Raw genomic sequence first — 22,166 nt, forward strand, 5'->3', positions numbered from 1 at the left:
AATGAGCCTCCTCGATTAGAGCGAAATACGGATTGAACGATGGGACTGGGCGATCTCGCGGGCGCGGGCGAGCCGCAACGCATCGCGATAGGCGTTGACGTCGACCATCTTGATCGCCTTGGTCGGGCAGGATTCGACGCAGGCCGGATCAGCTTTGCCGGTGCTTGCGCGCCACTCGACGCAGAGGTCGCATTTTTTCGCAACGCCGCGATTGGTGATCGACGAGGCCTTGTGCCTCTCCTCGGAGCGCACGGTAATCGACCCGAACGGGCAGACCATGACGCACAGCTTGCAACCGATGCATTGCTGTTCGACGATCTGTATCTGCCCCTTGGCCTGATGACAGGCACCGGTCGGACAGACCAGCGTGCAGGGAGCATCCTCGCACTGGCGACATTGCATCGGCATCGTCGCGCCATCCACTGAAACGACCTGATTGCGGGCATGCAGCGGCAGATGTGCCGCAACCGCGCTTACGATGTCGTGGCCTTCACCGCCATGGGCCACCGCGCAGGCCAATTCGCACGAGTGGCAGCCCAGACAGCGGTCCGGCTCCGCGTAGATGATGACGTTTTCCTTGACTTGCGTTTGCTGCATCTTCCGTTCTCCAGGTCCACTTCGCCAATGGCCGCTATGCGTCACAGGCGCAGACGACGATTTCATCGACAGTCATTCCTTGCGAAGGCTGGATCCTCACGTCATTGCCGTGGCAGGACCCGCATCGAAAGCGCGCGTCTGCGACGAGAATGCTGTCGCATTTCCGGCAAAAGACGCGCACCGGCAGTTGGTTGATCCTGAGACGGGCGCCGGCCATGATCGTGTCTTCAGCAAGCAGGCTGAACGAAGATTCCAGAACCGCGGGCTCGATGCCCTGCAGGCCGCCAATTGTCATCGCGATCTCGGTGACCCTACCGCCACCACGGCGCTGGGCTTCCTCGCTCACGACCTTCATCAGGGCGCAGGTTATGGTGATCTCGTGCATTCTGCCACGCTCCAGCCTCTCTCCTGAAAACCGGGTTACGCCTGTCCGGGAGAAGGTTCTGTCAACCAGACGACAAACCCGGAAGCGAAGCGGTTTCTGCGTCAAAACGCGCATGGCGTGCGCATTTTTCGATGCGCACGCCATGCAAAAAGACGACTTCGTGAACGAACAGGACTTATCGCTCGGTGCAGGAAATGCAGGGGTCGATACTGTTGACGATCAATGGAATGTCGGAAATGCGTCCCCCGACCATCATCACCTCAAGCGCATCCCAGTTCATGTAGGTCGGCACGCGCCACTTCACCCGCGCTGGAATGTCGGTGCCATCGGTCTTCAGGTAATAGATCAGTTCGCCACGCGGCGCCTCGACCTTGGTGATGGCTTCGCCCGCCGGTATGAACGGCAAGGGACCGGCCGTCAGCGGACCTTCGGGCAGTTCGCGCAGGCAAAGACGCATCAGTCGGATGGCCTCGACCACTTCCTTCAGCCGCACCATGGCGCGCGACCAGACATCGCCATCCGGGTAGGTGATGACCTCGACATCGAGGCGATCATAGACCGCGTAGGGGGCGGCGGTGCGCACGTCATAGGCATAGCCCGATCCCCGCGCGACCGGTCCCATCAGCCCGTAATCGATGCACTGGTCGCGGTTGATCAGACCGACGCCACGGGTTCGCGACAGGATCGATGAATTGGTCTCGTAAAGAGGAATGATCTCCTTGACGAGGATCGGTTCCAGCTTGTTAAGCTGGGTGATCACATAGGCGATGCGATCTTCGGCGATATCGAACTTGACGCCACCGATGACATTGGCGGCCAGATCCATGCGGTTGCCGAACACCGTCTCCTTGGTGTCCTGCATGATCTCCCGCGCTTCCATGACATGCATGAAAAGCGACTCGAAGCCGACGATATGGGCCAGAATCGCCACATTGAACATGTTGGACGCAGCGCGCTTGATTTCGTCGGCGATCACCCTGAGATATTGCGCCCGTTCCGGCACCTCGATGCCGGCGATCTTTTCCAACCCCATGCAATAGGCCTGCGGATGGCTGTTGGAGCAGAGCGAGCAGACCCGCTCGATCAGGGCAAGGTTCTGATAGATGTTACGCTTTGCCGTGAGGTATTCGATGCCGCGATGGACATGGCCGGCGGTGATCTCGATGCCCGCGACCTCTTCGCCTTCCACGTCGATGCGAAAATACATCGGCTCTTCGAGCGAGACGTGAAGCGGGCCGACAGGCATATCAAAGGATTTCATCTCGACTTCTCCCGATCGACGATCAGTTTCTCGAACAGCATGTTCGTGCTTGCTGCATTGGACAGGACGGAGAGCGGGATAAGCCGCTGCATCACCCGCCGATCGACGGTTTCGTCGAGGAATAGCCGCCGACTGTTGGCGCGGCCGCTCACATGCAGATCGTAAAGTTCCATGAACTCGCGTTCGTGCCAGTCGGCATTGCGAAACAGCGGTACGATGGTTTCCACGGTACCGCCCGGTTTCACTTCGACCTTCAATGTGACCGTGCTTCCATCTATGTCGAAGTGATAGGCGATCGTATTGATACTCTCGGGCTGATCCGACAGAGCGGTGATCATGCTCAACCGCGCGCCGATTGCCTTGAGGGCTCGAGCCGCGGCAACCAGATCCGTGCTGTTTTGCAGCGAGATCCAGGCAGTGACCCTGCCATGCCTGTCTTCGTCGAAGGAAAATTCTCCCGGGATCGTCCGGGCAACAGATGCCACCAGGTCAATGATGTCAGAGGCTTCGTTCATAGCGCTTCTCCACTATAGCTGGCCTTACGCCGGCAATCCGGGCACATATTCATCAGTCGCTGAGACCGCGGGTTGGTGCCCTTGAAGGCAAGTTGATGCAGCATCGGCCCGCCCGGCTGTAGCCGCTCGCCGCAGGAGGTGCAGTGCCGGTAGGGGACGACCGCATGATCGACCTGCTCGTATTTTTCTTCCTGCAGATGCGACAGGTGCCAGTCATTGCTGAGCTTGATCGCCTTGGTCGGGCAATAGTGGGCGCAAAGGCCGCAGGAAATGCAGGTGTTGTGCCAGATGAGGAAATGCAGCCCGTCTTCCTTTTCGGAGAAACGGATGGCGCCTCCGGCACAGACATGCTCGCACATATTGCAGCCGACGCAGTTCGTTTCATCGAACGTCACCTTGCCGCGATAGGCATCGGGCGTCGCCGCCTCGCCAAAGGGAAAGGCCTCGGTTGCCGGTCCCTTGCGCAGATTGTCGAAGAGGATTTTCAGGAATGCCATGACTGTCTCCTATGCCCGCTTCGCCCAGATCTCGATCGCCTTGGCGATGCCCTCGATGATCGCCTGAGGACGCGGCGGACAGCCGGGCACGTTGACATCCACCGGCAGGTAGCGGTCGATCGGTCCTTCGATGGCATAGCTTTCGCGAAACACGCCGCCGGAGATTGGACAGATGCCGACCGCGACCGTTACCTTGGGATCGGGGATTTCGTCATAGACGCGCAGGACCTTGTCCTTGACGCGCGCCGTCAGTGGCCCGGTGATCAGCACGATGTCTGCATGTTTGGGGCTGCCGCAATACTGGCAGCCGAGACGTTCCACGTCGTAGCGCGGAATGCAGGCCGTGGTGGCAAGCTCGACATCGCATCCGTTGCAGGAACCTGCATTGATCCGGTAGAGCCAGGGTGATTTTCGGGCGGCTTTGGAAAAGAAGTCCATTGGGCGATTTCCTAGAAGCGAGCGATGACGAGAGCGAGCCCGGCAAAGCCGAGCAGTTCAGGCCATTTGAGATAGAAGAGCACGGCCTGATCGATGCGCATGCGGCCGACTGCGGCCTTCAGCACCGACACGGCGAGAACAAGTACGAGGCACTTGGCGAGAAAGATGAACAACCCTGCGAGGCCGGCGGGTCCGTTGGGGAAAAACAGTGCGATGCCAAGCCCGAGCACGACGACGGACTTGGTGACCGACATCAGCTTCATGAGCCCGAGCGGCGGGCCGGAATATTCCACCAATGGCCCTTCCAGCACTTCCGATTCCGCCTCCGGGATATCGAAGGGCGCGATACCGAGATTGGCCGGAATGAAGCAGAGATAGGTGAGAAACGCCGGCCACATCCACGGATCGAACAGGAAGGCACCGTGTTCCTGCTGGTAGTGGACGATCTCGGTCAGGCTGAGCAGGATCGGCTGGTCGGTCATGGCACCGGCATGCAGCGCTACAGCCACCAGCGACAGAAGGATCGGTCCCTCATATGCCAGCACGATTGCCATCTCGCGGGAAAAGCCGATTGCGCCATAGGGAGAACCGGATGCCGATCCGGCGAGCATCAGCGACACGGCGGGGATCGAGATAAGATAAAAGAGCACAACGAGATTGCCGAGACCGGTGCTTGGCTCGTAGAAGCCGGGGATAGGGATCATCGATGCGGCAACCGCCATGCTGGCAAGACCGGCGACCGGCACAGCCAGAAACACGAAGGCATTGGCGGTATCTGGAACGAGGGTCCGCTTCCGCATCAGCTTGATCAGGTCGTAGAAGGGCTGGATGAGAGGCGGCCCGACGCGACGCTGCAGACGGGCGATCGCCCGTCGCTCGACACCTTTCAGCGCAAGCCCCAGCGCCATGGCGAACAGGCCCCCCGGAAAGACCAGCACAGTCAGCAGGGTCCGAAGTGTATCAGTGGTCATGGGCATGGCTTTCGGTTTGCGGGTGCTGGATCGACGGCTTGTCGCGCAAGGCCAACCGGATCAGACGTTCAGGCGTTTCGTAAAGGGCGGATGCCGGCAGATGCATGCGGGAATTCGGGATCATTACGCCACCGCCCGTATGGACATAGCTCGTCACATGCCGGCTGCCGGACAGCCGATAATAGAGCCAGCCGATCAGGCCCGTCGCGACGAGCGCGACCATCATGACGAGCGGATCGTAGGAAGACACGCCCGGCAGGCCACGCAGCCAGCTTGCTTGCACCGGCTCGAGGCCAAGGCCTGTTTGCAGGTGGGCGATAGGCACCAGAAGCAGGCCTGGGAAGAGGCCGACCACAATGCTTGCCCCGACCAGAAGCAACATCGGTGCCAGCATCACCATCGGAGCTTCCGCCATCTTCGAGGCTCTTTCGGAAAGCTGGCCCATGAAGGCGGTGTGGGCGAATTTCAGGATGGCCGCGAGCGTGAACAGGCTCGACATGAGGGCGGACAGTCCCAGCATGTAATGCCCGCCCTCGAATGCCGCCTCGTAGATCAGGAGTTTCGAGCCGAAACCGTTGAGCGGCGGGATGCCGGCAAGCGACAGGCCGGCAAACAGGAAGACGGCGAAGGTCACCGGCATTTTCCGGCCAAGGCCGCCGAGTTCGTCGAGGCTGTTGATATGCGCCTGGGCGAGAATGCAGCCGGCGACGAGGAAAAGGGCATTCTTCAACAGCATGTGGTTGACAGCATGCATCAGGCCGCTGGCGATGCCCAGCGACGAACCAAGCGACAGCGCCAGCAGGATATAGCCAAGCTGGCTGACGGTGCTGTAGATCAGAAGTCGCTTGATGCCGCTCTGCACGACGGCCATGGCGCCGGCATAGAGCACGGTAATTGCGGCGATGACCTGTGTTGCCTGCATCAGGTTCGGCATCCAGCTTGCCGTCTCCGCCATGCGGATGAAGGCGGCACCACCGCCGAGCGCGACGAAGAATTTCAACACGCCGTATGGGCCGACCTTCAGAAGCACCGCCGAGATATAGCCGCTGACCGGGGTCGGGGCGGGGACGGTGTGCATCTGGTAGTCGATCCGGAACGGCAATTGCGCCGCTTTCATCAGAAAACCGATCAGGATCAGCGCCGTCGGAACGATCAGATCGACGGGCGGCACCGCCGAGACGGCTGTAGCGAGGTCGGCAATCTGGAACGTGCCGGCCAAGGCTGCCAGCATGGTGACCCCGAGAAACAGGATACTGGCGCCGGCGACGTTGAAGACGAAATATTTGGTGCCTTCGCGCAGCGCATCCTCTGTTTCGTCATGGCTGATCACGAGGAACAGTGTCCAGCTGCTCATCAATTCCCAGAAGGCGAAGAAGGAGAACAGATTGCCGCTTGCCGTAACGCCGAGCAGGCCGGCGATCATGGCGATGAAATAGAAGTAGAACCGGTTCTGCGACCGGCCATGCGCCATGTAACCGATCGAATAGCAGAGGTTTATCGCGCCCATGGCAACGATGGCGACCGCGTACCAGAAGGAGAGCGCGTCGTAGCGGCTTGCCTGCCAGAGAACGGCGGCAAGGGCCGCTATCATGACGACGATTGACAGGGTACCGGCACGCACCGCATGGCCGCGGCCGAAAAGATAGACCGTGATTGCGCCGATGGCGGCGACAGCCGCGGCCAACGACCATTGCATGGTGACCGGCGGCAAGGCCGCGGGAACGAGATCACTGGAAGCGGCAAGCCGATCGATCGCCGGCGTGACAAGCTGCAGCAGCGCATCGGGATAGAGGCCGTTGACAACAGTGAGTGTCGCAAGAGCCCCGACCACGCAGCGCATTGCAAGCGGTGCCTCCGAAATTTCAGGCCCGTTATAAGGTTCGAAGAATATCACGCGCAGGATGCGGGCATAATAGATGGCGCCGATCACACCGCCGATCAGCATCACGACGGCAACCGGATAAAGCCCGGCCTCGACGCTGGCATAGATCATCATGAACTTGCTGACGAAACCGCTGAACGGCGGCACGCTCATGATCGAAAGCAAGCCGATGCCCATGCAAAACGCGGTGAACGGTATTTTGCGGCCGATGCCCTTTAGCGCGTTCAGGCTCTGGGCATGGCCGGCAGCACGCATGATGAAAGCGCCTGCGCAGAAGAACAGCATGGTCTTCATGATCGCGTGATTGGCGATATGGGTAAGTGCACCCGCAAGAGCGAGATAAGTGCCGACGCCGATGATCATGGTGATCTCGCCGATCTGGGCGAGCGTCGAGTAGGCGAGCATTCGCTTCAGGTCGGTCTGGCGGTAGGCCTGGATCTCGCCGATCAGGAATGTGATGGCGCCGAGCAGGATCAGAACCAGGCCAGGGCCCGTTACGCCGCCAATCAGATCCTGATGCAGAATGGCCGCGCCGCCAAAGGCGACGAACAGGATCTTGATGATGCCGAGAATGCCGGCCTTGGTGAGGATGCCTGACATCGGCCCGGAGATGGAGGACGGCGCCACCGGATGTGCTTCAGGCAGCCAGCTATGCAGCGGAAAGAGCCCGGCCTTCGACCCGAGGCCGATCAGGAAAAGGACTGCGATCAGGCCGCTCATGACTGGCGTCAGTTGCGGCATGCGTTCGGCGATTTCTGCAAGCTCGAACGTGCCGAGCTGGGCATGAAGTATGAGAATGCCCAGATGCATGACATAAGCGCCGGACGCGCAGATGAGGAAATATGTCTTGCCGGCCTTGAGCGCCTTTTCAGTCTGCTCATGGATGACGAGCAGGTAGGAGCTCCAGGTCATCAACTCCCAGAAGAGATAGAAATTGCCGAGATGATCGGAGGTCGCCACGCCGATCAGCGAGCCGATCATGATGAAAAGAAAGAAATAGTAACGGTTGGCCGCATGCGAATGCGCCATGTAGCGGACCGAATAGACCGTGGCGGCAAGTCCGATACCCGCGAAAATAAGGGCGAAATAATCACCGACATCACCCAGCCTCAACGATGTTGCCATTAAAACCAGCGTCGCAAGGGCAATCGTGACGGCTCCCACACTTCGCAGATTCGGTGAGAAACGGCCCAGGACAAAGAGCAGGAAGCCGCCGAGATAAGGCAGGAGGACTTGAGCGCTCCAGCCGGTCTCGAATTCGGGTAGCTGCGAGAGATCGGCCATGCCTGCCGCATGGGCTGCCGCATCGAGAAACGGTTCCGGAAACAAGCTGAGCCCGATCGTGATCACGGCCAGCACTGCCATCGGAATATCGGCTGCGGTCAGTTTGAAGAACGAGATCGGCCTGTCCTGCAGGATGCCGTGGCTCTGGCGCTGAAGACAGATCGCCTGGACCACACGGATGAAATAGACCGCGCTGATCATGCTGGCGATGGTGCCGCCAAGCGCCAGCACCCACGCGCCGTTTTCGATATCGGCATAGAGGATGACGAATTTCGAGAAAGCCCCCTTGAACGGCGACAGACCCATGACCGAAAACATGCCGAAACCGAACATCAGCGAGGCGAAAGGAAAGCGCTCGGAACTGCCGACAAGATCGTCGAGCTTCGACGAGCCGGTGCGCCGGATCAGATGCGCGGCGGCAGTGATCACCAGAAGACGCATGACGACCTGATAACCGAGATGCATCAGTGCGCCGGTATCGCCGATCAGTGTTCCCGCACCGATCCCCATCAGCACATAGCCGATTTCGGCGAGACAGGAGGCGGCAAGCATCCGCCTTATGTCCCGGATCATAAGCAATGCAGCGATTTCACTCGCCAGAGTGAGAAAAAGGCCGATCCAGCCTATGATTGAAATATTGTCCATGAACCGCAACCGTCGTTCGTACCTGCCCTCCCGGGCGATCGGACTACGGATAGGGCGGTTGATGCGGAAATTCCGTCAGCCAGCGGACAATTCAGCGGTCCATAGGGTCACTGCGACAATGCCGCAGCACGACGGAAAGCCCTTGCATTGGCGACGGCCACCTGGCCGAGAGAGATGCCGCCGTCATTGGGCGGAACTGCGCTCTGGTGGTGGACTGCGTAGCCCAGAGACTGCAGGCGGGCAAAGGTATTGACGAGCAGAAACTCGTTCAGGAATACGCCGCCGCTCAACACCACCTGCCGTGTGCCAAAGCGTTCAGACAGACGCTCGCAGACATCGCTGACGATCATGACGAGCGTCGAGTGAAAACGGCGGCTGATCTGGGCTGTCGGCACATTCTTTGCCACGTCGTCGACAAGGCACCGGACGATGGGACGAAAATCGATCTCCAATCGTCCCCCTTCGTTGACCTGGATGGCGTAGTCGAATGGTTCAGCCATCCTGTGATCACGGTCGAGGGTCGCCTCGAGGTCGATCGGGCCATGCCCCTCATATTCGGCAATGTGGCAGAGCCCCAGCAAGGAGGCGACGCCATCGAACAACCTGCCCATGCTGGTATGCGGCATTGCGTTGATGCGTCTTGAAAACATCGTCTCGAAAATGCGCTTCTGCTGTGTCTCGAGAAAGCGCAGTGGCGGCAGGATCGGTGGGAGTGCCTCAAGTGTGCCGAATGTCTCCAGCAACAATGCGATTGCGGTTCTGACAGGCTCATGGATGGCCTGATCGCCTCCCAGCAAAAGGGATGGCCGCAGATGGGCGGCGCGTTCGAAAGTCTCGTAATCACCGAGGAGAAATTCTCCGCCCCAGATCGTGCCGTCCGTTCCATAACCGATGCCGTCGAAAATCACCCCGATCGTCTGACCGGTCAGTCCGTTTTCCGCCATGCAGGAGGCCATGTGAGCATGGTGGTGCTGAACGAGTTCGACCGAAAGTGCGGTTTGCGCCAATGCCTCTTGCGTTGCGCGGAACTGGGGATGCAGGTCACAGGCGATCACCTGTGGCCGGATACCGTTGAGACGCGCAAGCTCACCGGCAATTGTCTGATGGGCCGCAAACGTGTCTTCGTTCTTGATGTCTCCAATATGCTGGCTGAGGAAAACCTCATTGCCGCGCGAAACTGCAACCGTTGTCTTCAGTTCTGCCCCGCAGGCGAGAACGGATGCGCCAGGTTTTCCCGGCAGATGAATCGGGTTTGGCGCAAATCCCCGCGAGCGCCGCAGAAAGGTAATGCCTGATCGCCGCGGCTCGTTCATTGGCGATACCCGCATGACGCTATCGTCTACGCGGGTGTGAATGTCGCGATCATGCAGCAGGATATAATCTGCGATACGCGTGAGGTCGCGCAGCGCGTCTTCATTGCTGCGGCAGATAGGTTGGCCGGAGACATTGCCGCTGGTCATAACGATGGCCGGCAAGTCAGGCTCTTCAAGAAGCAGGTAATGCAGAGGAGCCGAAGGCAGCATGAAGCCGAGCATCGGGCTCCTTGGCGCGACAGCCTTGGCGATGGCACCATCGGGAAAGCGCGAGAGCAGCACAATCGGGCGGGCGGGCGAGATCAGAACATCTGCCTCATCCGATGAAACATGTGCGTAGCGCCTGACGACGTCGATCGTGGGTGCCATGAGTGCAAAGGGTTTGGCGTCGCGTTTTTTTCTTCTCCTCAGTTCACTGACTGCTCGTTCATCGAAGGGTGTGACGGCGAGGTGAAAGCCTCCAACACTCTTGATTGCAACGATCTTGCCTTCACGCAGGGCCGACCTGACAAAAGCTGGAATATCGTCGGTTGTGACATCCGCGCCGGTATTGTCGACAAGCTGAAGGCGCGGGCCGCAGATAGGACAGGCATTGGGCTGGGCATGAAAACGGCGGTCACCAGGATCCTCGTATTCACCGAGACATGCCGGGCACATGGCGAAGCTTTTCATGGTTGTCGTTGCACGATCATAAGGCATTCGTTCGATGATCGAGTAGCGTGGACCGCAATTGGTGCAGTTGATGAAAGGGTACCGATAGCGGCGATCGGCCGGATCGTGCATTTCACTCAGGCAGTCGTCACAGACGAAAGTGTCGGCAGGGATCCACGCGCTTGCCCTTGTCGCGGCTGTGCCGCTGGCAACGATCCTGAAGCTCTCGATTATCGAAGACTGTTGTCTGGGCGAGACCTCCAATGAGGCGATCTTCGCAAGAGGAGGGTGTTTCTCACGCAATGCATCGACAAAAGCCACCAGCTGCCGCTGGGATGCTTGTGCAACGATCACCACACCTCTGCCATCGTTGAGGACCGTTCCGCGAACACCCAATTGGTTCGCGAACCGGTAGACGAAGGGTCTGAAACCAACGCCCTGCACCGCGCCCGATACGACGATATCGACGGTGGTCAATCCGACAGAGCAGGCTTCCGGTTTTTGGCTGTCCATGTGGCAATCCAAGCCAAAGGCAATTCATTTAGCCGCCCGCGAGTATCCAAGCTCTTCAATCCAGCACGGCTGCCAAAGCAATTATCCTACCTACGCTCATCGATTATTGAGTTGGCGCAAAGGTTGGAACACATTCCAAAGCTTCATTTCATCATGAAGGCACTCTTCGCACATTATCGGTCGGTCAGGCTCCACGTCGGCTGAGTGCTCGTTAGCCATCAACAGATTGGCAAATCAGAACGCATGGAGAGGCCCGACACGATCCATTCCTTGCAGTATCGCTTTCTAATAGGACGGGGAAATTCTACTCTACACGCCATGCCATTCTGGAGCGGCGGGTCGAAGGTTCGAACCCGTTCAAGACCCGGGAAACGTACTCATTTAGTTACCCGTTTCACATCAGCCTCTTCCGCGGTAGACGAAGAGTGGCGGCTCGGTGAGGCTATCAGCCTCCACCTGCTCGGTCAGAGCCGAGCGAAGCGGCGAACGGATACAGACCGGATCGGTGGCGGACGCATCGCCCGCCAGCGCCATTGCCTGGCAGCGGCATCCGCCGAAATCGATCGCCTTGCGATCGCAGGTCCGGCAGAGTTCCGGCATCCAGCTGTCGCCGCGATAGGCGTTGAAGGCCTCGCCGTGATACCAGATGTCGTCGAGGCTTTTGTCGCGTACGGTATCGAAGGTGAGATGCGGCATGGTCTCGGCGGCGTGGCATGGCAGAACTTTGCCCGAGGGCGTGACGTTGAGGCCGGTGCGCGCCCAGCCGCCCATGCAAGCCTTGGGATAGGAGGCGTGGTGATCGGCGCCAACATAGTCGATGACGATAACGCCTTCGAGGCGCTTGCGTGCCTCTTCGACAAAAACGTTCGCCTTCAGGAACTGCTCTTTTGTCGGCATAAGCGCTCCGCGGTTTTTGTCCGCCCAGCCGTGATACTGCACGGTGGCGATTTCGATGCGGCGTGCGCCAAGCTTGACGGCAAGGTCCAGCATGCCGCCCATCTGGTCCATGTTCTGCTTATGGCAAACGGCGTTGACGGTGAGCGGGATACCGGCGGCGTGGGTCCATTCGGCAACCGCGATCTTGCGGTCATAACCGCCCTTGTAACCACCCACGCGATCGGCAAGCTCGGGTGTCGCGCCCTGAATGGACAGTTGCAGATGATCGAGGCCAGCTTCGGAAAGTTCCGCGATCCGCTTGTGTGTCAACCCGATGCCGGAAGTGATGAGATTGGTGTACAGACCCGCCGCAGCGGCAGCCGCTGTCAGTTCCACGAGATCCCGGCGAGCGGCGGGTTCGCCACCGGACAGATGCAGATGCAGCACGCCCATTGCCGCCGCCTGTTGAAAGGCGGTGATCCATTCGGCTGTCGACAGTTCACTCTTGACGCCCTCAAGCTCAAGCGGATTGGAGCAATAGGGACACGCGAGAGGACAACGGTGCGTCAGTTCCGCCAACATGGCAATCGGTGCCGGAATGCGGATTCGGTTGACGACGCCGTCGGCGCCAGTCCATTCGCTTGTCGGAGCGGCGCTGCCGGATTTGACGCTCACATGCTCGTTCATGATTTCAACTCCAGCATCCGACGCTTGGAAAATTCATAGACGAAAGCGATCACGTCGGCCAGAACCTGATCCTTCGGCGCTTGGAACGTATCTGCGAACTGCGTGGCGATCGCATCAAGGTTACGGACACCGTCGAGTGCGTGAACGATCATCACCGCCATCTCATCGAGCGCCAGCGCCCGTTCGGGCGCCAGAAGCACGGTATGGCCGCGGACGGCATCTTCCCGCAGCCGCACACCGCGCGCCAGTTTTGCAACGGTCTCGCCCGTCACTGTCACGCCAACCACGTCGCTCATCGGGTCTCTCCCTCGACCTCTGCCTTCAGGGCAGGCTGGTCGAGATCACCGATCACGCCTTCCCGGCCATCCCAGCCACCTGGCGGTACCAGAGCGGGAGAGACATAGGCGTGATGCAGGGCGTCGAGCTGCGCCCAAAGGACGTCGGTCTTGAAGGTGAGGGCGGCGGCAGCGGCATCCTGCTTTTCCAGCGTGTCGGCGTGGTCGAGCACGTAGTTCAGACCGAAGGCTACATCGACCGGAGCCTCATCGAGGCGCTTGCGGAAATAGGACAGTGCCTCGTCATTGGCGAAGGCATAATGTTCGATCAGTCCGGCAATACGGTTCTGGTGGATTGCAGGCGCGAAAAGCTCGGTCAGCGAGGCGGCAACAGCGTCCAGCATCGGCATGTCGCGCACGAAACGCACATAGGCGTCGCAGGCAAAGCGGGTGCCCGCAAGTACGCCCCGGTTGGAGGCGACATAATCCGGATCGAGGCCCACGGCTTCGGCGAGCTTCAGCCAACGGCGAATGCCGCCGCCTTCGGTCAGACCGCCATCGTGATCCTCGATGCGCTTGCGCCAGGCGCGGCGGATGGTGGCATCCTCGCAGCGCGACATGAACGCGGCATCCTTCACCGGAATGCGGCTCTGGTAATAGAAGCGGTTGATCACCCAGGCGCGCACCTGCGTGATGTTGCAATAACCACTATGCAGCATGCCGTGAAACGGATGCTTGTCATGGTAACGCGCCACGCCGATGGCGCGCAGCTGCGCTTCAAAATCGGTTCTGTTTTTAGCTTCAGTCAAAGGGAAATCTCCATGCCGTCGTGACCGACGGCTATTCCAGCCGCTTCGACGGCTGCCCGTTCCGGCCCATTGCGCCAGATCGGATTGGTGTTGTTGATGTGAACATAAACGGGGCGGGCAATGTCGAGCCCGCGCAGGCGCTCGAGACTGCCACCGTCACCGGAAATGGCCATATGACCCATACGCTGGCCGGTCTTGACGCCGGTACCAACCTTGATCATCTCGTCATCGGTGAAGACGGTGCCATCGAAAAAGACGAGATCGGCGCCCCTGATACGGTCGGCCAGCCAGTCCGGCAGGGTCGCGCAGCCGGGAATGTAATAGGCGCGTTTCGCGCCGATGCGAAACTCGACGCCGACGGTCTGTTCCCCTTCGAGGCCAAGCTCGGGCTCGCCCTCCTCAAGGAACAGCGCGACCTTGCCCGGCACCGCGAAGATGCTTGTTTCGAGACCTTTAAGGGGAAAGAACGGATCGTCGAGACGGATCGTGCAGCGGCTGACATGGGCCGGGTCAAGAACACGGAAGACCGGATTGTCGTTGAGCACCCGGCCGACAGCGGAGGTGAAATAAAGCGCGAAAGGCTGCTTTTCGCGGACCGTCAGAAGCCCGCCGATATGATCGACATCGGCATTGGTGATGACAATGCTGTCGATGGGGCTATGGCGCAGCATTTTTGGGTGCAGGGCCGGTGTCGACTGGATCTGCTGGCCGATATCGGGTGATGAGTTGAAGATCGCCCACCGCTCGCCATCGACGCTGACGGCAAGAGAGGACTGTGTCTGCGATCCAAGGCCGGAGGAAGGATCGCGCGCGGCGGCGCAATTGCCGCAGTTGCAATTCCATTGCGGCAGACCGCCGCCGGCGGCAGCACCCAGTACGATGAAGCGGAGGCTGGTCATTGACCCGGCTTTTCTTTTGACGAATGATCCGCGGCCTCGGCAGGCTGCAGTTCGGCCTCGATGATCACGATCACATCTTCGCCAGCGGATTTGACCTTCGGCGCGAGGCCCCAATCGGCGCGTTTGAAGATCAGATCTGCGGAGAAGCCGATCTTGGCCTTATCGACGGCAGGCTGGCGAGCCATGGAGCCGTTGAAGGTGACATTCAATGTGGCTGGGTGGGTCTCGCCGCGCAGTTTCAGATCGCCGTTGACGATACCGTGACGCGCGTCAGTGACGGTGATTTTCTTCGAAACGAAGCTGATTGGCTTGCCGGCGAGAAAGCGCTCTTCGGTGCCGATTTCCTTATCGAAATTCTCACGCTCCGGGAAAGGGAAATTTGTCTGTACGGACAAAGGATCGATGGTCGCCGTCACCGATGACATTTCGGGATGCTCGGCGTTCCAGATCAGCTCTGCGGTCATGCGGGTAAAGCGGGCCGTGTAACTGGAGAGGCCGAGATGGCTGATCTTCCAGATGACGCTCGAATGGGCGGGATCCGACATGTAGGTGCCCGACGGCGCGGCCTCGGCGGCCTGTTCAGCGGCGTCGGCGATGCCGGAAAAAAGGGCGGCGGCGGTAACAAGCGACAGGCAGAGCCGGTTCAGTGACATTGTATGGTGGCTTTCGATTGATGTTGCGCGCAGTCGCGCTTTGGCGTGCCTGACCGATTGCGGCGCCAGTGGGTGCAGGAGCGGGCTATGCCTGCCGGCTTTTGAACCGGCAGGCTTCGCTGCACGATATCCTGCGGGATGGACACGCAGAATGCCGGGGCAGATGTTGGCTGAAGCGGTGCTCCGAAGGGTTGGCGCAGAGCTTCAATCCTTGGGACGTACCTTAAAACAGTACTGGCTCGTTGCCGTCAGCGGGAGCGTAACGGTTGATTTCCATGCCGCAGCTGACTTCGGTGAATTTTGGTGCAGACCATTTCATCCTGGTATTCCTTTCGGGTTTTTCTTCAGGTTCCGCCACCCTTCCGGGTAACGGCAGGTTTGGCCACAGCGAGACGATCATCGTGCGCCGCAGCCTTTCGCTGGCCTCCACCGGCATGGATGCCGGCCATCGAGGCAGCGTCGAACAAGGTCCGCCCGACGGAGGTCAGGCGGGCGGACCCAAGCGGGATTGCCGGTTACTTCGGCAGGGCAAAGGCGACGGTTTCGTCCCCATAAGTCGTACCAAGCGCGCCATGGCCGCCGGCGGTAATGACGACATACTGACGGCCGTCTTCACCGATATAGGTCATCGGGCTGGCCTGGCCGCCTGCGGGCAGGCTGTGACGCCAGACTTCCTTGCCGGTGCGGGCATCGAAGGCGCGAACATAGTTGTCCGTGGTGGCGCCGACGAAGACCAGACCACCTGCCGTCACCATCGAGCCGCCGAGATTCGGCGTGCCGGTCGGCAGCGGAAGGTTCTGCGTCAGACCGAAGGCGTTGTTCTTGCGGGCATTGCCCAGCGTCTTGCGCCAAAGGATTTTCTTGGTGTTCAGGTCAATGGCGACCATCTGACCCCACGGCGGCGGTACGCAAGGCACCATGAACGGGCTGAGCCATGCGCGCAGCGTTGCTAGGTAAGGCGTATTTTCCTGGATGCGCACGTCGAGCTTGGAGGCATTTTCGCCACCGTTGCTCTTATGCTTCAGGAGTTCCTGGGCGTAAGGCGTGGTACGGTCGACCAGCTGGAAGTAGAACGGCATGTTCATCGTATTGACGTACATGATCTTGTTCACGGGATCGACCGAAGCACCGCCCCAGTCCGTCACGCCATCGAAAGCGGGATTGCCGATCGAATAGGTCGGGCCGATCGGGGTGAAGATGCCTTCGTTGCGGGCGCGGGCAAAGTCGATGCGGCAGGCAAGCTGGTCGATCGGCGTTGCGCCCCACATGTCTTGCTCAGTCAGCTTGTCCGGGACCAGCGACGGCATGCCGACAGGAACCGGCTGGGTCGGGGAAACCGGAACGTTCGGTGCTGCGCCGACCGTGGTGAAGGGCATTTCCTTGGTTTCGACCAGAGGTTCACCCGTTGCACGGTTGAACATGAAGATCTCGCCCATCTTGGTCGTCTGAATAAGCGCGGGTGTGCCGTCCGGCATGTCGAACAGCGAGGGGCCGACCGGTACGTCAAAGTCCCACATGTCGTTATGCACGAGTTGGTAGTGCCAGCGCATCTTGCCGGTCGTAATGTCGAGCGCGACGAGCGAGGTTCCGAACTTGTTGTCGAAAGGACGACGGAAGGCGGTGTAATAGTCAGGTGCCGCGTTGCCGGTACCCAGATAGACCAAGTTCAGCTTGGGGTCGCCGGTGATGGTGCCCCAGACGTTCGGTGTGCCCTTGGTGTAGATCTCACCTTCCGGCAGGCGGCCGGGAAGAGCATCTTCCGAACGGCCGACGTCCCAGGCCCAGACCTGATGACCATCGAGCGGATCATAGGCGCGCACGACACCCGACGGTTCGTCGGTCGACATGTTGTCGATGACGCGGCTGCCGACGACAAGACGATCGTTCATGACAAGCGGGGTAGAGGTCGAAACCTGCCAGCCGCCGGCCCAGGCCTTGTCGTTGTTGTCCTTGCCGGTCTGGTCCTTCAGGTCAATGAAGCCCTTTTCTCCGAAACCTTCGCAAATTTTGCCATTTTCGGCGTCGAGGGCGTAGATGCGGCCATCCATGGTAGGAGCGAAGACACGGGTCTTGCAGGTCTCGGCCTGCGGAGCCTCATAGTAGCTGACGCCACGGCAAACGATGTAAGGGTTGTTGCGCGGAAGCTTCGGATCGAATGTCCATTTCGTGGCGCCGGTGGTGGCGTCGGTGGCGATGATCCAGGAATGCGGCGTGCAGCTATAAAGCGTGTTGCCAGCCTTGATCGGGGTGGACTCCGAGTGGTACTCGCGGCCGCGGCGATTGACCTCGACGTCGTCCGGCATATCGCCGGAATGCGAGCTCCAAGCAACCTGAAGCTTGTCTACATTGTCCGGCGTGATCTGGGCCAGATCGGCAAAGCGAGACTGGCCGGCATCATTACCGTAATGTTTCCATTCAGTCGGCGCCATCGGTGCGGTGTGCGCCTCGATCTTGGTGCTCTCGCCCGTGACCGGACCATAGGCCGAATAAAGAATGGCGGCGCCGAGAAAGACTGCGACAACGCCGGTCACAACCTGGAAACCACGCCACAAGCGCGGAACCGCGACCTTTACATTCTTGCCGATGCCCGGCAGCAGGAATGCGGCAAGCAGCACGCTCGGCGCCACTAGGCGCACTTCCAGCTTCCACGGGTCAAGCCCCGATTCCACAAAGCTCCAAACCAGGGTCATAAGCCAGGCGACGCCGTAGATGACGAAGCCGGATTTGCTGCCGCGCGCCACCTGAATGCCGCTGGCGGCCATGAGAAGGCCGGCGGCAGCGTAATAGTAGGTGCCGCCCAGCGACACCAGCAAGCCGCCCTTTGCGGCGAAATACAATCCCAGGAGCAGCAGGACCGCTCCGTATATGATTTGCGCTATCCTAGCGCCTCGATCGGATATCAAGATTGCCTCACGGAAGAAGAGGCCAGGCCAATGGTTTGGCTCGGCATGTTGAAGAGGCCTGCGCAAAATTGACGCATGCCATGTGACGGTGCGTTTTGCGCCTTTACAAATTTCTCGACAAGCGGCCGCTTGCGCAGATGAAAACTTATCCGTACGGGTGAAATTTATTCACTTCGCGGCCGCAGCATGAGGTGTTGTGCCCGGCCCATTTCCTCTTAAACAGCTTGTCGGATCGTGAAATGACGAAGCGTATTCCCATCAGCACTTTGCCTGCTTTCGAGGCTGCGGCGCGGCATCTTTCGTTCAAACTTGCCGCCAGCGACCTCAATCTGTCTCCGAGCGCCATCAGTCATGCGATCACAAAACTGGAGCGGGATATAGGCACATTGCTGTTCGATCGCAGCCATGGCGATCTGCAGCTCACGGCAGATGGAACAATGTTTCTACAGCCGGTGAATGAGGCCCTGTCCCTGCTGCGCGGTGCGATGGAGATGCTATCTTCCCGGCAGTCGCTGATTTTGCGCCTTCATTCGTCGCCCAGTTTTGCGACACAGTGGCTTGCGCCGCGTCTCAACGAGTTTCTAGGGGCCAACCCGGCATTCGAAGTTACCGTTTCGGCGGATCACAATCCTGTTCACTTCGCCAAGGATGAATTCGATGTCGACATCACGTATGGTTTCAGCGAGCACGAAGGCCTTTTGGTTCATTCACTTGGTCACGCGGCAATCGAACCGATGTGCTCGCCGGAAATGGCAGCCCGGCTCAAGACGATTGATGATTTGAATGGCGTTCCGCTGATCCGCAGTATGATCAAGACGGTGAGTTGGTCGGATTGGTTTCACGCGAATGGAGCGTCTCTGCTTAGAAAGCCGTCGATCCGTTTCGATCGTAGCTTCATGGCCGTCGCCGCAGCTGCAGATGGGATGGGCGTGTGCCTTGAGTCCGTGAAGCTGGCAGAACGGGAATTATCCAGCGGTCGGCTAGTTTTGCCTTTCGCGGGGCGCAGCGTAACATTGACTGAGGCCAATCACTTTCTGGTCTATCCGCAACGGAATGCGGCGCGTCCGGTCGTCTGTGCGTTCCGCGACTGGTTACTAGCGGCGCTGGTGCAGTCACCTGCTTTGGACGACGGAACGTAATGAAGGGTAAACCGCGAGGCCTGAATGCGCCTGCTGCGGGGTCTCCTATGACAGGTGACCCGTCCAACGCATGGCGCGACAGCCGGACCACGGACATGCCATTGACCTGCCAGTGCCAATCCCTTTGGTTGAGCCGGTCAGAATTAGAGTTTTGCCTGTCAGGCCGATCTGCATCGTCTCCCTCCATCGAATACGTCTCGGGGACGAATCTGTCGGGTGAGATGCGAGTAGGATACTTCACGAGGGGTCGCCGGCAAGATGCCGGAGACAACAGTGGCGCGTTAGAGATAGTCTGAGAGCGGCGACACGAACTTTCGATCTCCGGGGCTCAGGGCAACGAATGTCACATCGTCGGGCGCTCGGCGTGGCGTATCGAAAGACATGAAGATCGCTGGTTCCTTGCGGACCTCCAGAATGGCATGAACGGTATCACGCGTGAAGGTGACAAGCTGACCCGGCCTGAGAACCTGCGGCTCGTTGTCACCGATCTGGAAGAGCAGCTCTCCGGAATAAAGATAGAGATGTTCGTCGCAGTTACGGTGGAAATGCGCGGGCAGGGGATGGAAGATCTTGAAAACCCTGGCGCTCGCTTGCGGTGCATCGCTCAAATAGGTGTCGACCAGCATCGTCTCGGCCGTGTCGGGAAACTTGGCCGCAATGGCCGCGATGTCGTGATAGTGGGATTGGGCCTGATCTGGCATGCCTGCTTCCTCATTCATAGACTTTGACGGTGTGGAGCTTTAGCGGCTCTGCCAGCAGCGCCTTGTGCTGCTCGACCAGCGTTTGGAGGTGCGGTGTCGCGAAATGCGCGTCCAGCGCCGCCTGATCCGCCCAGGTCTCGCGCAGGAAGAACGTACCGGGGCTATTGACATCTTCGTGGAGCACAAACTGGTGGCAGCCGTGTTCCGCCAGCGTCGGCTTCAGGACGGCGACCGTCGCCGCGCGCAGTGCATCTTCTTTTCCCGGCAGTGCTGTGAATACGGCGATGACTTCAAGCATGGTGATTTCCTTCCGTTGAGTTTTGCCTCACCCACACTTAGGTCTCGCCAGCTATTCCGAAAAATGAAAAGATCGGAAACTAGCTTTCGCAAAATCGGAATGGATAGATATGGAAATTCCTCAACTGCGGGCCTTCCGCGCCGTCGCTCAGACCGGCTCCGTTAGCGCCGCCGCCAAGGTCCTGAACAAGGTGCCATCAGGGATCACGGTCAGGATCAAGCAGCTTGAGGACGATTTGGGCCGGGAGCTATTTTTGCGCGACCGCCAAAGGATGTCACTCTCGCCGGCAGGGCGGCAATTGGTCGAACATGCTCAGCGCATCCTCGACCTTGCCGATGGCACCCGCGCCTTGATGCGTGACGAGGAGATCAGCGGCCCGCTGGTCATCGGAGCGCTCGACGTCGTCCTTGTCGATTATATGCCGGCACTGATCGGTAGGCTCCGACAGCGACATCGCGGCATCACGCTGGAGATACGCCATCAGGCATCAGAGGATCTGGTCGCGCACGTCGCCGATGGCAGTCTCGATATCGCGTTGACCGAAGGCCCGATCGTCACGAAGTCGCTCCAGAGCCGGGTCGCCTTCGTCGATGAAATGCTACTCGTGACGGAAATCGGGCATCCCGATGTCGCCAGCCCGGCAGAACTCAATTGCATCGAGCTATATGGGTTTCGGCATGACTGCTCGTTCCGCTTTCGAATGGACCGCTGGCTGGCCGCCGGAGGCCGGGCGCATATGCCGGTCCTCGAGATCGAGTCCTACCATACGATGTTGGCTTGTGTGAGTGCCGGCATGGGAGCGGCCTGGATGCTGCGCTCGGTGTTCAAAACACTTCCAGGCCATAATCAGGTCAAGGCGCATTCGCTTGGTGAAGTCGGCCGAACCGAGATCCACTTCATCTGGCGCGATGGGCACCTATCCAGGAACGCCAGCCTGTTGATGGATGTCGCGGAAGCAATCTAGATTCTTTGCCCACCAAGGCGATAACCGGCGGCGCAGGCGAACGGCCATTGAGCATGCTGTAGACGAGACCGACCAGAAGGCCCGCGCCAAGCGACAGGAAATAGAGTTTACGGGAGACCTCCTTGATCGGCGGAAACCGCTCAAACAAAGGCTATCGGAGCGGTTCGATCAGGCCTACATTGCCGCAGCAGGATTATGGCCGATGCGCTTGCCGTGCTCGGCGCCGCTGTGGACATGCGTAACGGCGTAGTCAATGCCCATGCCGTAGGCACTGGAATATTCCTTCACCAGAGAGTGACGGCGTCAAAGGTTTCCTTGCGAGCCCAGTCGCGCTGCCATTCGAGCAGGACCTGTTGCCACGTCAAGGGCACGATGCCGGCCTGCACCATGCGGTCCATCGTGTATTTGTGAGTGTCGAGCAAGGTGTCGCCCGAAGCGTCCGCAACCATGTAGATTTCGTAATCAGGCGCATCATGAAGCGCCGAAAGTGCAAACGTGGTGTTGCAGACTTCGGTCCATAGGCCCGAAACGACGATCTTCCTGCGGCCGTTCGCGGCGTTTTTCGCCGCCTTGGCGAGGCCAACGACGTTGTTCTTCAACGTCTGCCGATCGATTGATTGCACCCCGAAAGCCATCTGTGGCTGCTGATCGATGAAATGAGTTGTGAATTTGATGGTATCAGGACCTGTAGGAAATTTGTCATCTGCATATCCTCGTAATCGGGCTTGGCGCCGGGCGGCGCTCGGATGAATTGATCACTGGAAGCGATGTAGCTCGGCCATCGACTGTATCCTTAAACAGCCTTCAACAGGCGCGATTGTCATTTTTGGCGCTTTTTTGTCAGCTTGTGACTGTAACATCATGACGCCCCCCCGGGTGGGATGGTTCGCTGACAGGTCATACGTGTGCTTTTCCGCCGGCATTTCTATCACTGTTGAAAATGCCGGCAGCCTAACCGCGGAAAGACGCATCATGACAACTTGAGATGGCTTGCAATGCGCCGGCGTATT

General features: G+C 59.4%; 20 protein-coding genes and 2 pseudogenes. 2 read left to right on the forward strand and 20 right to left on the reverse strand.

Features of this window, described 5'->3' with window-relative positions:
- Window positions 1-15: 15 nt before the first annotated feature.
- The 16 genes from ACRQ1B_RS18315 to ACRQ1B_RS18390 form a co-directional block, all read right to left on the reverse strand.
- Window positions 16-597 (reverse strand): 4Fe-4S dicluster domain-containing protein, encoded by a 582-nt coding sequence (locus ACRQ1B_RS18315; protein WP_432295352.1) that lies wholly within the window; start codon window positions 595-597, stop codon window positions 16-18.
- Window positions 598-631: 34 nt separating this feature from the next.
- Entirely contained in the window at window positions 632-982 is a 351-nt protein-coding gene (locus ACRQ1B_RS18320; protein WP_432295354.1) for a hydrogenase maturation nickel metallochaperone HypA/HybF, read from the reverse strand.
- 175 nt (window positions 983-1,157) lie between these two features.
- Window positions 1,158-2,243 carry a hydrogenase large subunit gene (locus ACRQ1B_RS18325; RefSeq protein ID WP_432295356.1) on the reverse strand — a complete coding sequence of 362 codons (1,086 nt, stop codon included), beginning with the start codon at window positions 2,241-2,243 and terminating at the stop codon, window positions 1,158-1,160.
- Window positions 2,240-2,758 carry an NADH-quinone oxidoreductase subunit C gene (locus tag ACRQ1B_RS18330; RefSeq protein ID WP_432295358.1) on the reverse strand — a complete coding sequence of 173 codons (519 nt, stop codon included), beginning with the start codon at window positions 2,756-2,758 and terminating at the stop codon, window positions 2,240-2,242. The genes ACRQ1B_RS18325 and ACRQ1B_RS18330 overlap by 4 nt, the downstream gene beginning before the upstream one ends.
- Window positions 2,755-3,255, reverse strand: coding sequence for a 4Fe-4S binding protein (locus ACRQ1B_RS18335; RefSeq protein WP_432295359.1), 501 nt, complete (start codon window positions 3,253-3,255; stop codon window positions 2,755-2,757). The genes ACRQ1B_RS18330 and ACRQ1B_RS18335 overlap by 4 nt, the downstream gene beginning before the upstream one ends.
- A gap of 9 nt (window positions 3,256-3,264) precedes the next feature.
- The gene (locus tag ACRQ1B_RS18340; protein WP_112456143.1) at window positions 3,265-3,693 is read right to left on the reverse strand and encodes an NADH-quinone oxidoreductase subunit B family protein; all 429 of its coding nucleotides are present in this window, start codon (window positions 3,691-3,693) and stop codon (window positions 3,265-3,267) included.
- Between the two features lie 11 nt (window positions 3,694-3,704).
- Window positions 3,705-4,664 (reverse strand): respiratory chain complex I subunit 1 family protein, encoded by a 960-nt coding sequence (locus ACRQ1B_RS18345; protein ID WP_432295360.1) that lies wholly within the window; start codon window positions 4,662-4,664, stop codon window positions 3,705-3,707.
- Window positions 4,654-8,475, reverse strand: coding sequence for a proton-conducting transporter transmembrane domain-containing protein (locus ACRQ1B_RS18350; RefSeq protein WP_432295362.1), 3,822 nt, complete (start codon window positions 8,473-8,475; stop codon window positions 4,654-4,656). Before ACRQ1B_RS18350 ends, ACRQ1B_RS18345 begins: the two co-directional genes overlap by 11 nt.
- 107 nt (window positions 8,476-8,582) lie before the next feature.
- On the reverse strand, window positions 8,583-10,952 hold the full coding sequence (gene hypF / locus ACRQ1B_RS18355) for a carbamoyltransferase HypF (RefSeq protein ID WP_432295364.1): 2,370 nt from the start codon (window positions 10,950-10,952) through the stop codon (window positions 8,583-8,585).
- 399 nt (window positions 10,953-11,351) lie between these two features.
- Window positions 11,352-12,515, reverse strand: coding sequence for a pyrroloquinoline quinone biosynthesis protein PqqE (gene pqqE, locus ACRQ1B_RS18360; protein WP_432295365.1), 1,164 nt, complete (start codon window positions 12,513-12,515; stop codon window positions 11,352-11,354).
- Complete coding sequence (gene pqqD / locus ACRQ1B_RS18365; RefSeq protein ID WP_432295367.1) at window positions 12,512-12,811, reverse strand: pyrroloquinoline quinone biosynthesis peptide chaperone PqqD; 300 nt, start codon at window positions 12,809-12,811, stop codon at window positions 12,512-12,514. The genes pqqE and pqqD overlap by 4 nt, the downstream gene beginning before the upstream one ends.
- Window positions 12,808-13,599: a pyrroloquinoline-quinone synthase PqqC gene (gene pqqC, locus ACRQ1B_RS18370; protein WP_432295369.1), complete on the reverse strand. Its 792-nt coding sequence runs from the start codon at window positions 13,597-13,599 to the stop codon at window positions 12,808-12,810. Before pqqC ends, pqqD begins: the two co-directional genes overlap by 4 nt.
- Window positions 13,596-14,498 carry a pyrroloquinoline quinone biosynthesis protein PqqB gene (gene pqqB, locus ACRQ1B_RS18375; RefSeq protein ID WP_432295370.1) on the reverse strand — a complete coding sequence of 301 codons (903 nt, stop codon included), beginning with the start codon at window positions 14,496-14,498 and terminating at the stop codon, window positions 13,596-13,598. Before pqqB ends, pqqC begins: the two co-directional genes overlap by 4 nt.
- Complete coding sequence (locus ACRQ1B_RS18380) at window positions 14,495-15,151, reverse strand: YceI family protein (protein WP_432295372.1); 657 nt, start codon at window positions 15,149-15,151, stop codon at window positions 14,495-14,497. Before ACRQ1B_RS18380 ends, pqqB begins: the two co-directional genes overlap by 4 nt.
- 223 nt (window positions 15,152-15,374) lie before the next feature.
- Window positions 15,375-15,470 carry a pyrroloquinoline quinone precursor peptide PqqA gene (pqqA, locus tag ACRQ1B_RS18385; RefSeq protein WP_432295783.1) on the reverse strand — a complete coding sequence of 32 codons (96 nt, stop codon included), beginning with the start codon at window positions 15,468-15,470 and terminating at the stop codon, window positions 15,375-15,377.
- A gap of 196 nt (window positions 15,471-15,666) precedes the next feature.
- On the reverse strand, window positions 15,667-18,120 hold the full coding sequence (locus ACRQ1B_RS18390; RefSeq protein ID WP_432295373.1) for a membrane-bound PQQ-dependent dehydrogenase, glucose/quinate/shikimate family: 2,454 nt from the start codon (window positions 18,118-18,120) through the stop codon (window positions 15,667-15,669).
- A gap of 173 nt (window positions 18,121-18,293) precedes the next feature.
- Between ACRQ1B_RS18390 and ACRQ1B_RS18395 the strand changes: the two genes are divergently transcribed.
- A complete protein-coding gene (locus ACRQ1B_RS18395; protein ID WP_432295374.1) occupies window positions 18,294-19,193 on the forward strand; it encodes a LysR substrate-binding domain-containing protein in 900 nt (299 codons plus the stop codon).
- Between the two features lie 281 nt (window positions 19,194-19,474).
- Here ACRQ1B_RS18395 and ACRQ1B_RS18400 read toward each other — a convergent pair whose 3' ends face one another.
- Together ACRQ1B_RS18400 and ACRQ1B_RS18405 are read right to left on the reverse strand one after the other, a co-directional pair.
- Window positions 19,475-19,894: a cupin domain-containing protein gene (locus ACRQ1B_RS18400; RefSeq protein ID WP_432295375.1), complete on the reverse strand. Its 420-nt coding sequence runs from the start codon at window positions 19,892-19,894 to the stop codon at window positions 19,475-19,477.
- A gap of 10 nt (window positions 19,895-19,904) precedes the next feature.
- A complete protein-coding gene (locus ACRQ1B_RS18405; RefSeq protein ID WP_432295376.1) occupies window positions 19,905-20,192 on the reverse strand; it encodes a putative quinol monooxygenase in 288 nt (95 codons plus the stop codon).
- A gap of 109 nt (window positions 20,193-20,301) precedes the next feature.
- On the opposite strand from ACRQ1B_RS18405, the gene ACRQ1B_RS18410 reads away from it, so the two are divergent.
- Window positions 20,302-21,156, forward strand: coding sequence for a LysR family transcriptional regulator (locus ACRQ1B_RS18410; protein WP_432295377.1), 855 nt, complete (start codon window positions 20,302-20,304; stop codon window positions 21,154-21,156).
- A 7-nt stretch (window positions 21,157-21,163) separates the two neighbouring features.
- On the opposite strand, the pseudogene ACRQ1B_RS18415 reads toward ACRQ1B_RS18410, so the two are convergent.
- Window positions 21,164-21,283 (reverse strand): annotated as a pseudogene (locus ACRQ1B_RS18415) (DUF1427 family protein); the annotation flags it as partial.
- A 47-nt stretch (window positions 21,284-21,330) separates the two neighbouring features.
- Window positions 21,331-21,859, reverse strand: a pseudogene (locus tag ACRQ1B_RS18420) (isochorismatase family protein).
- Window positions 21,860-22,166 lie beyond the last annotated feature (307 nt).

This window comes from Endobacterium panacihumi (assembly GCF_050847465.1).
GTDB lineage: Bacteria > Pseudomonadota > Alphaproteobacteria > Rhizobiales > Rhizobiaceae > Neorhizobium > Neorhizobium panacihumi.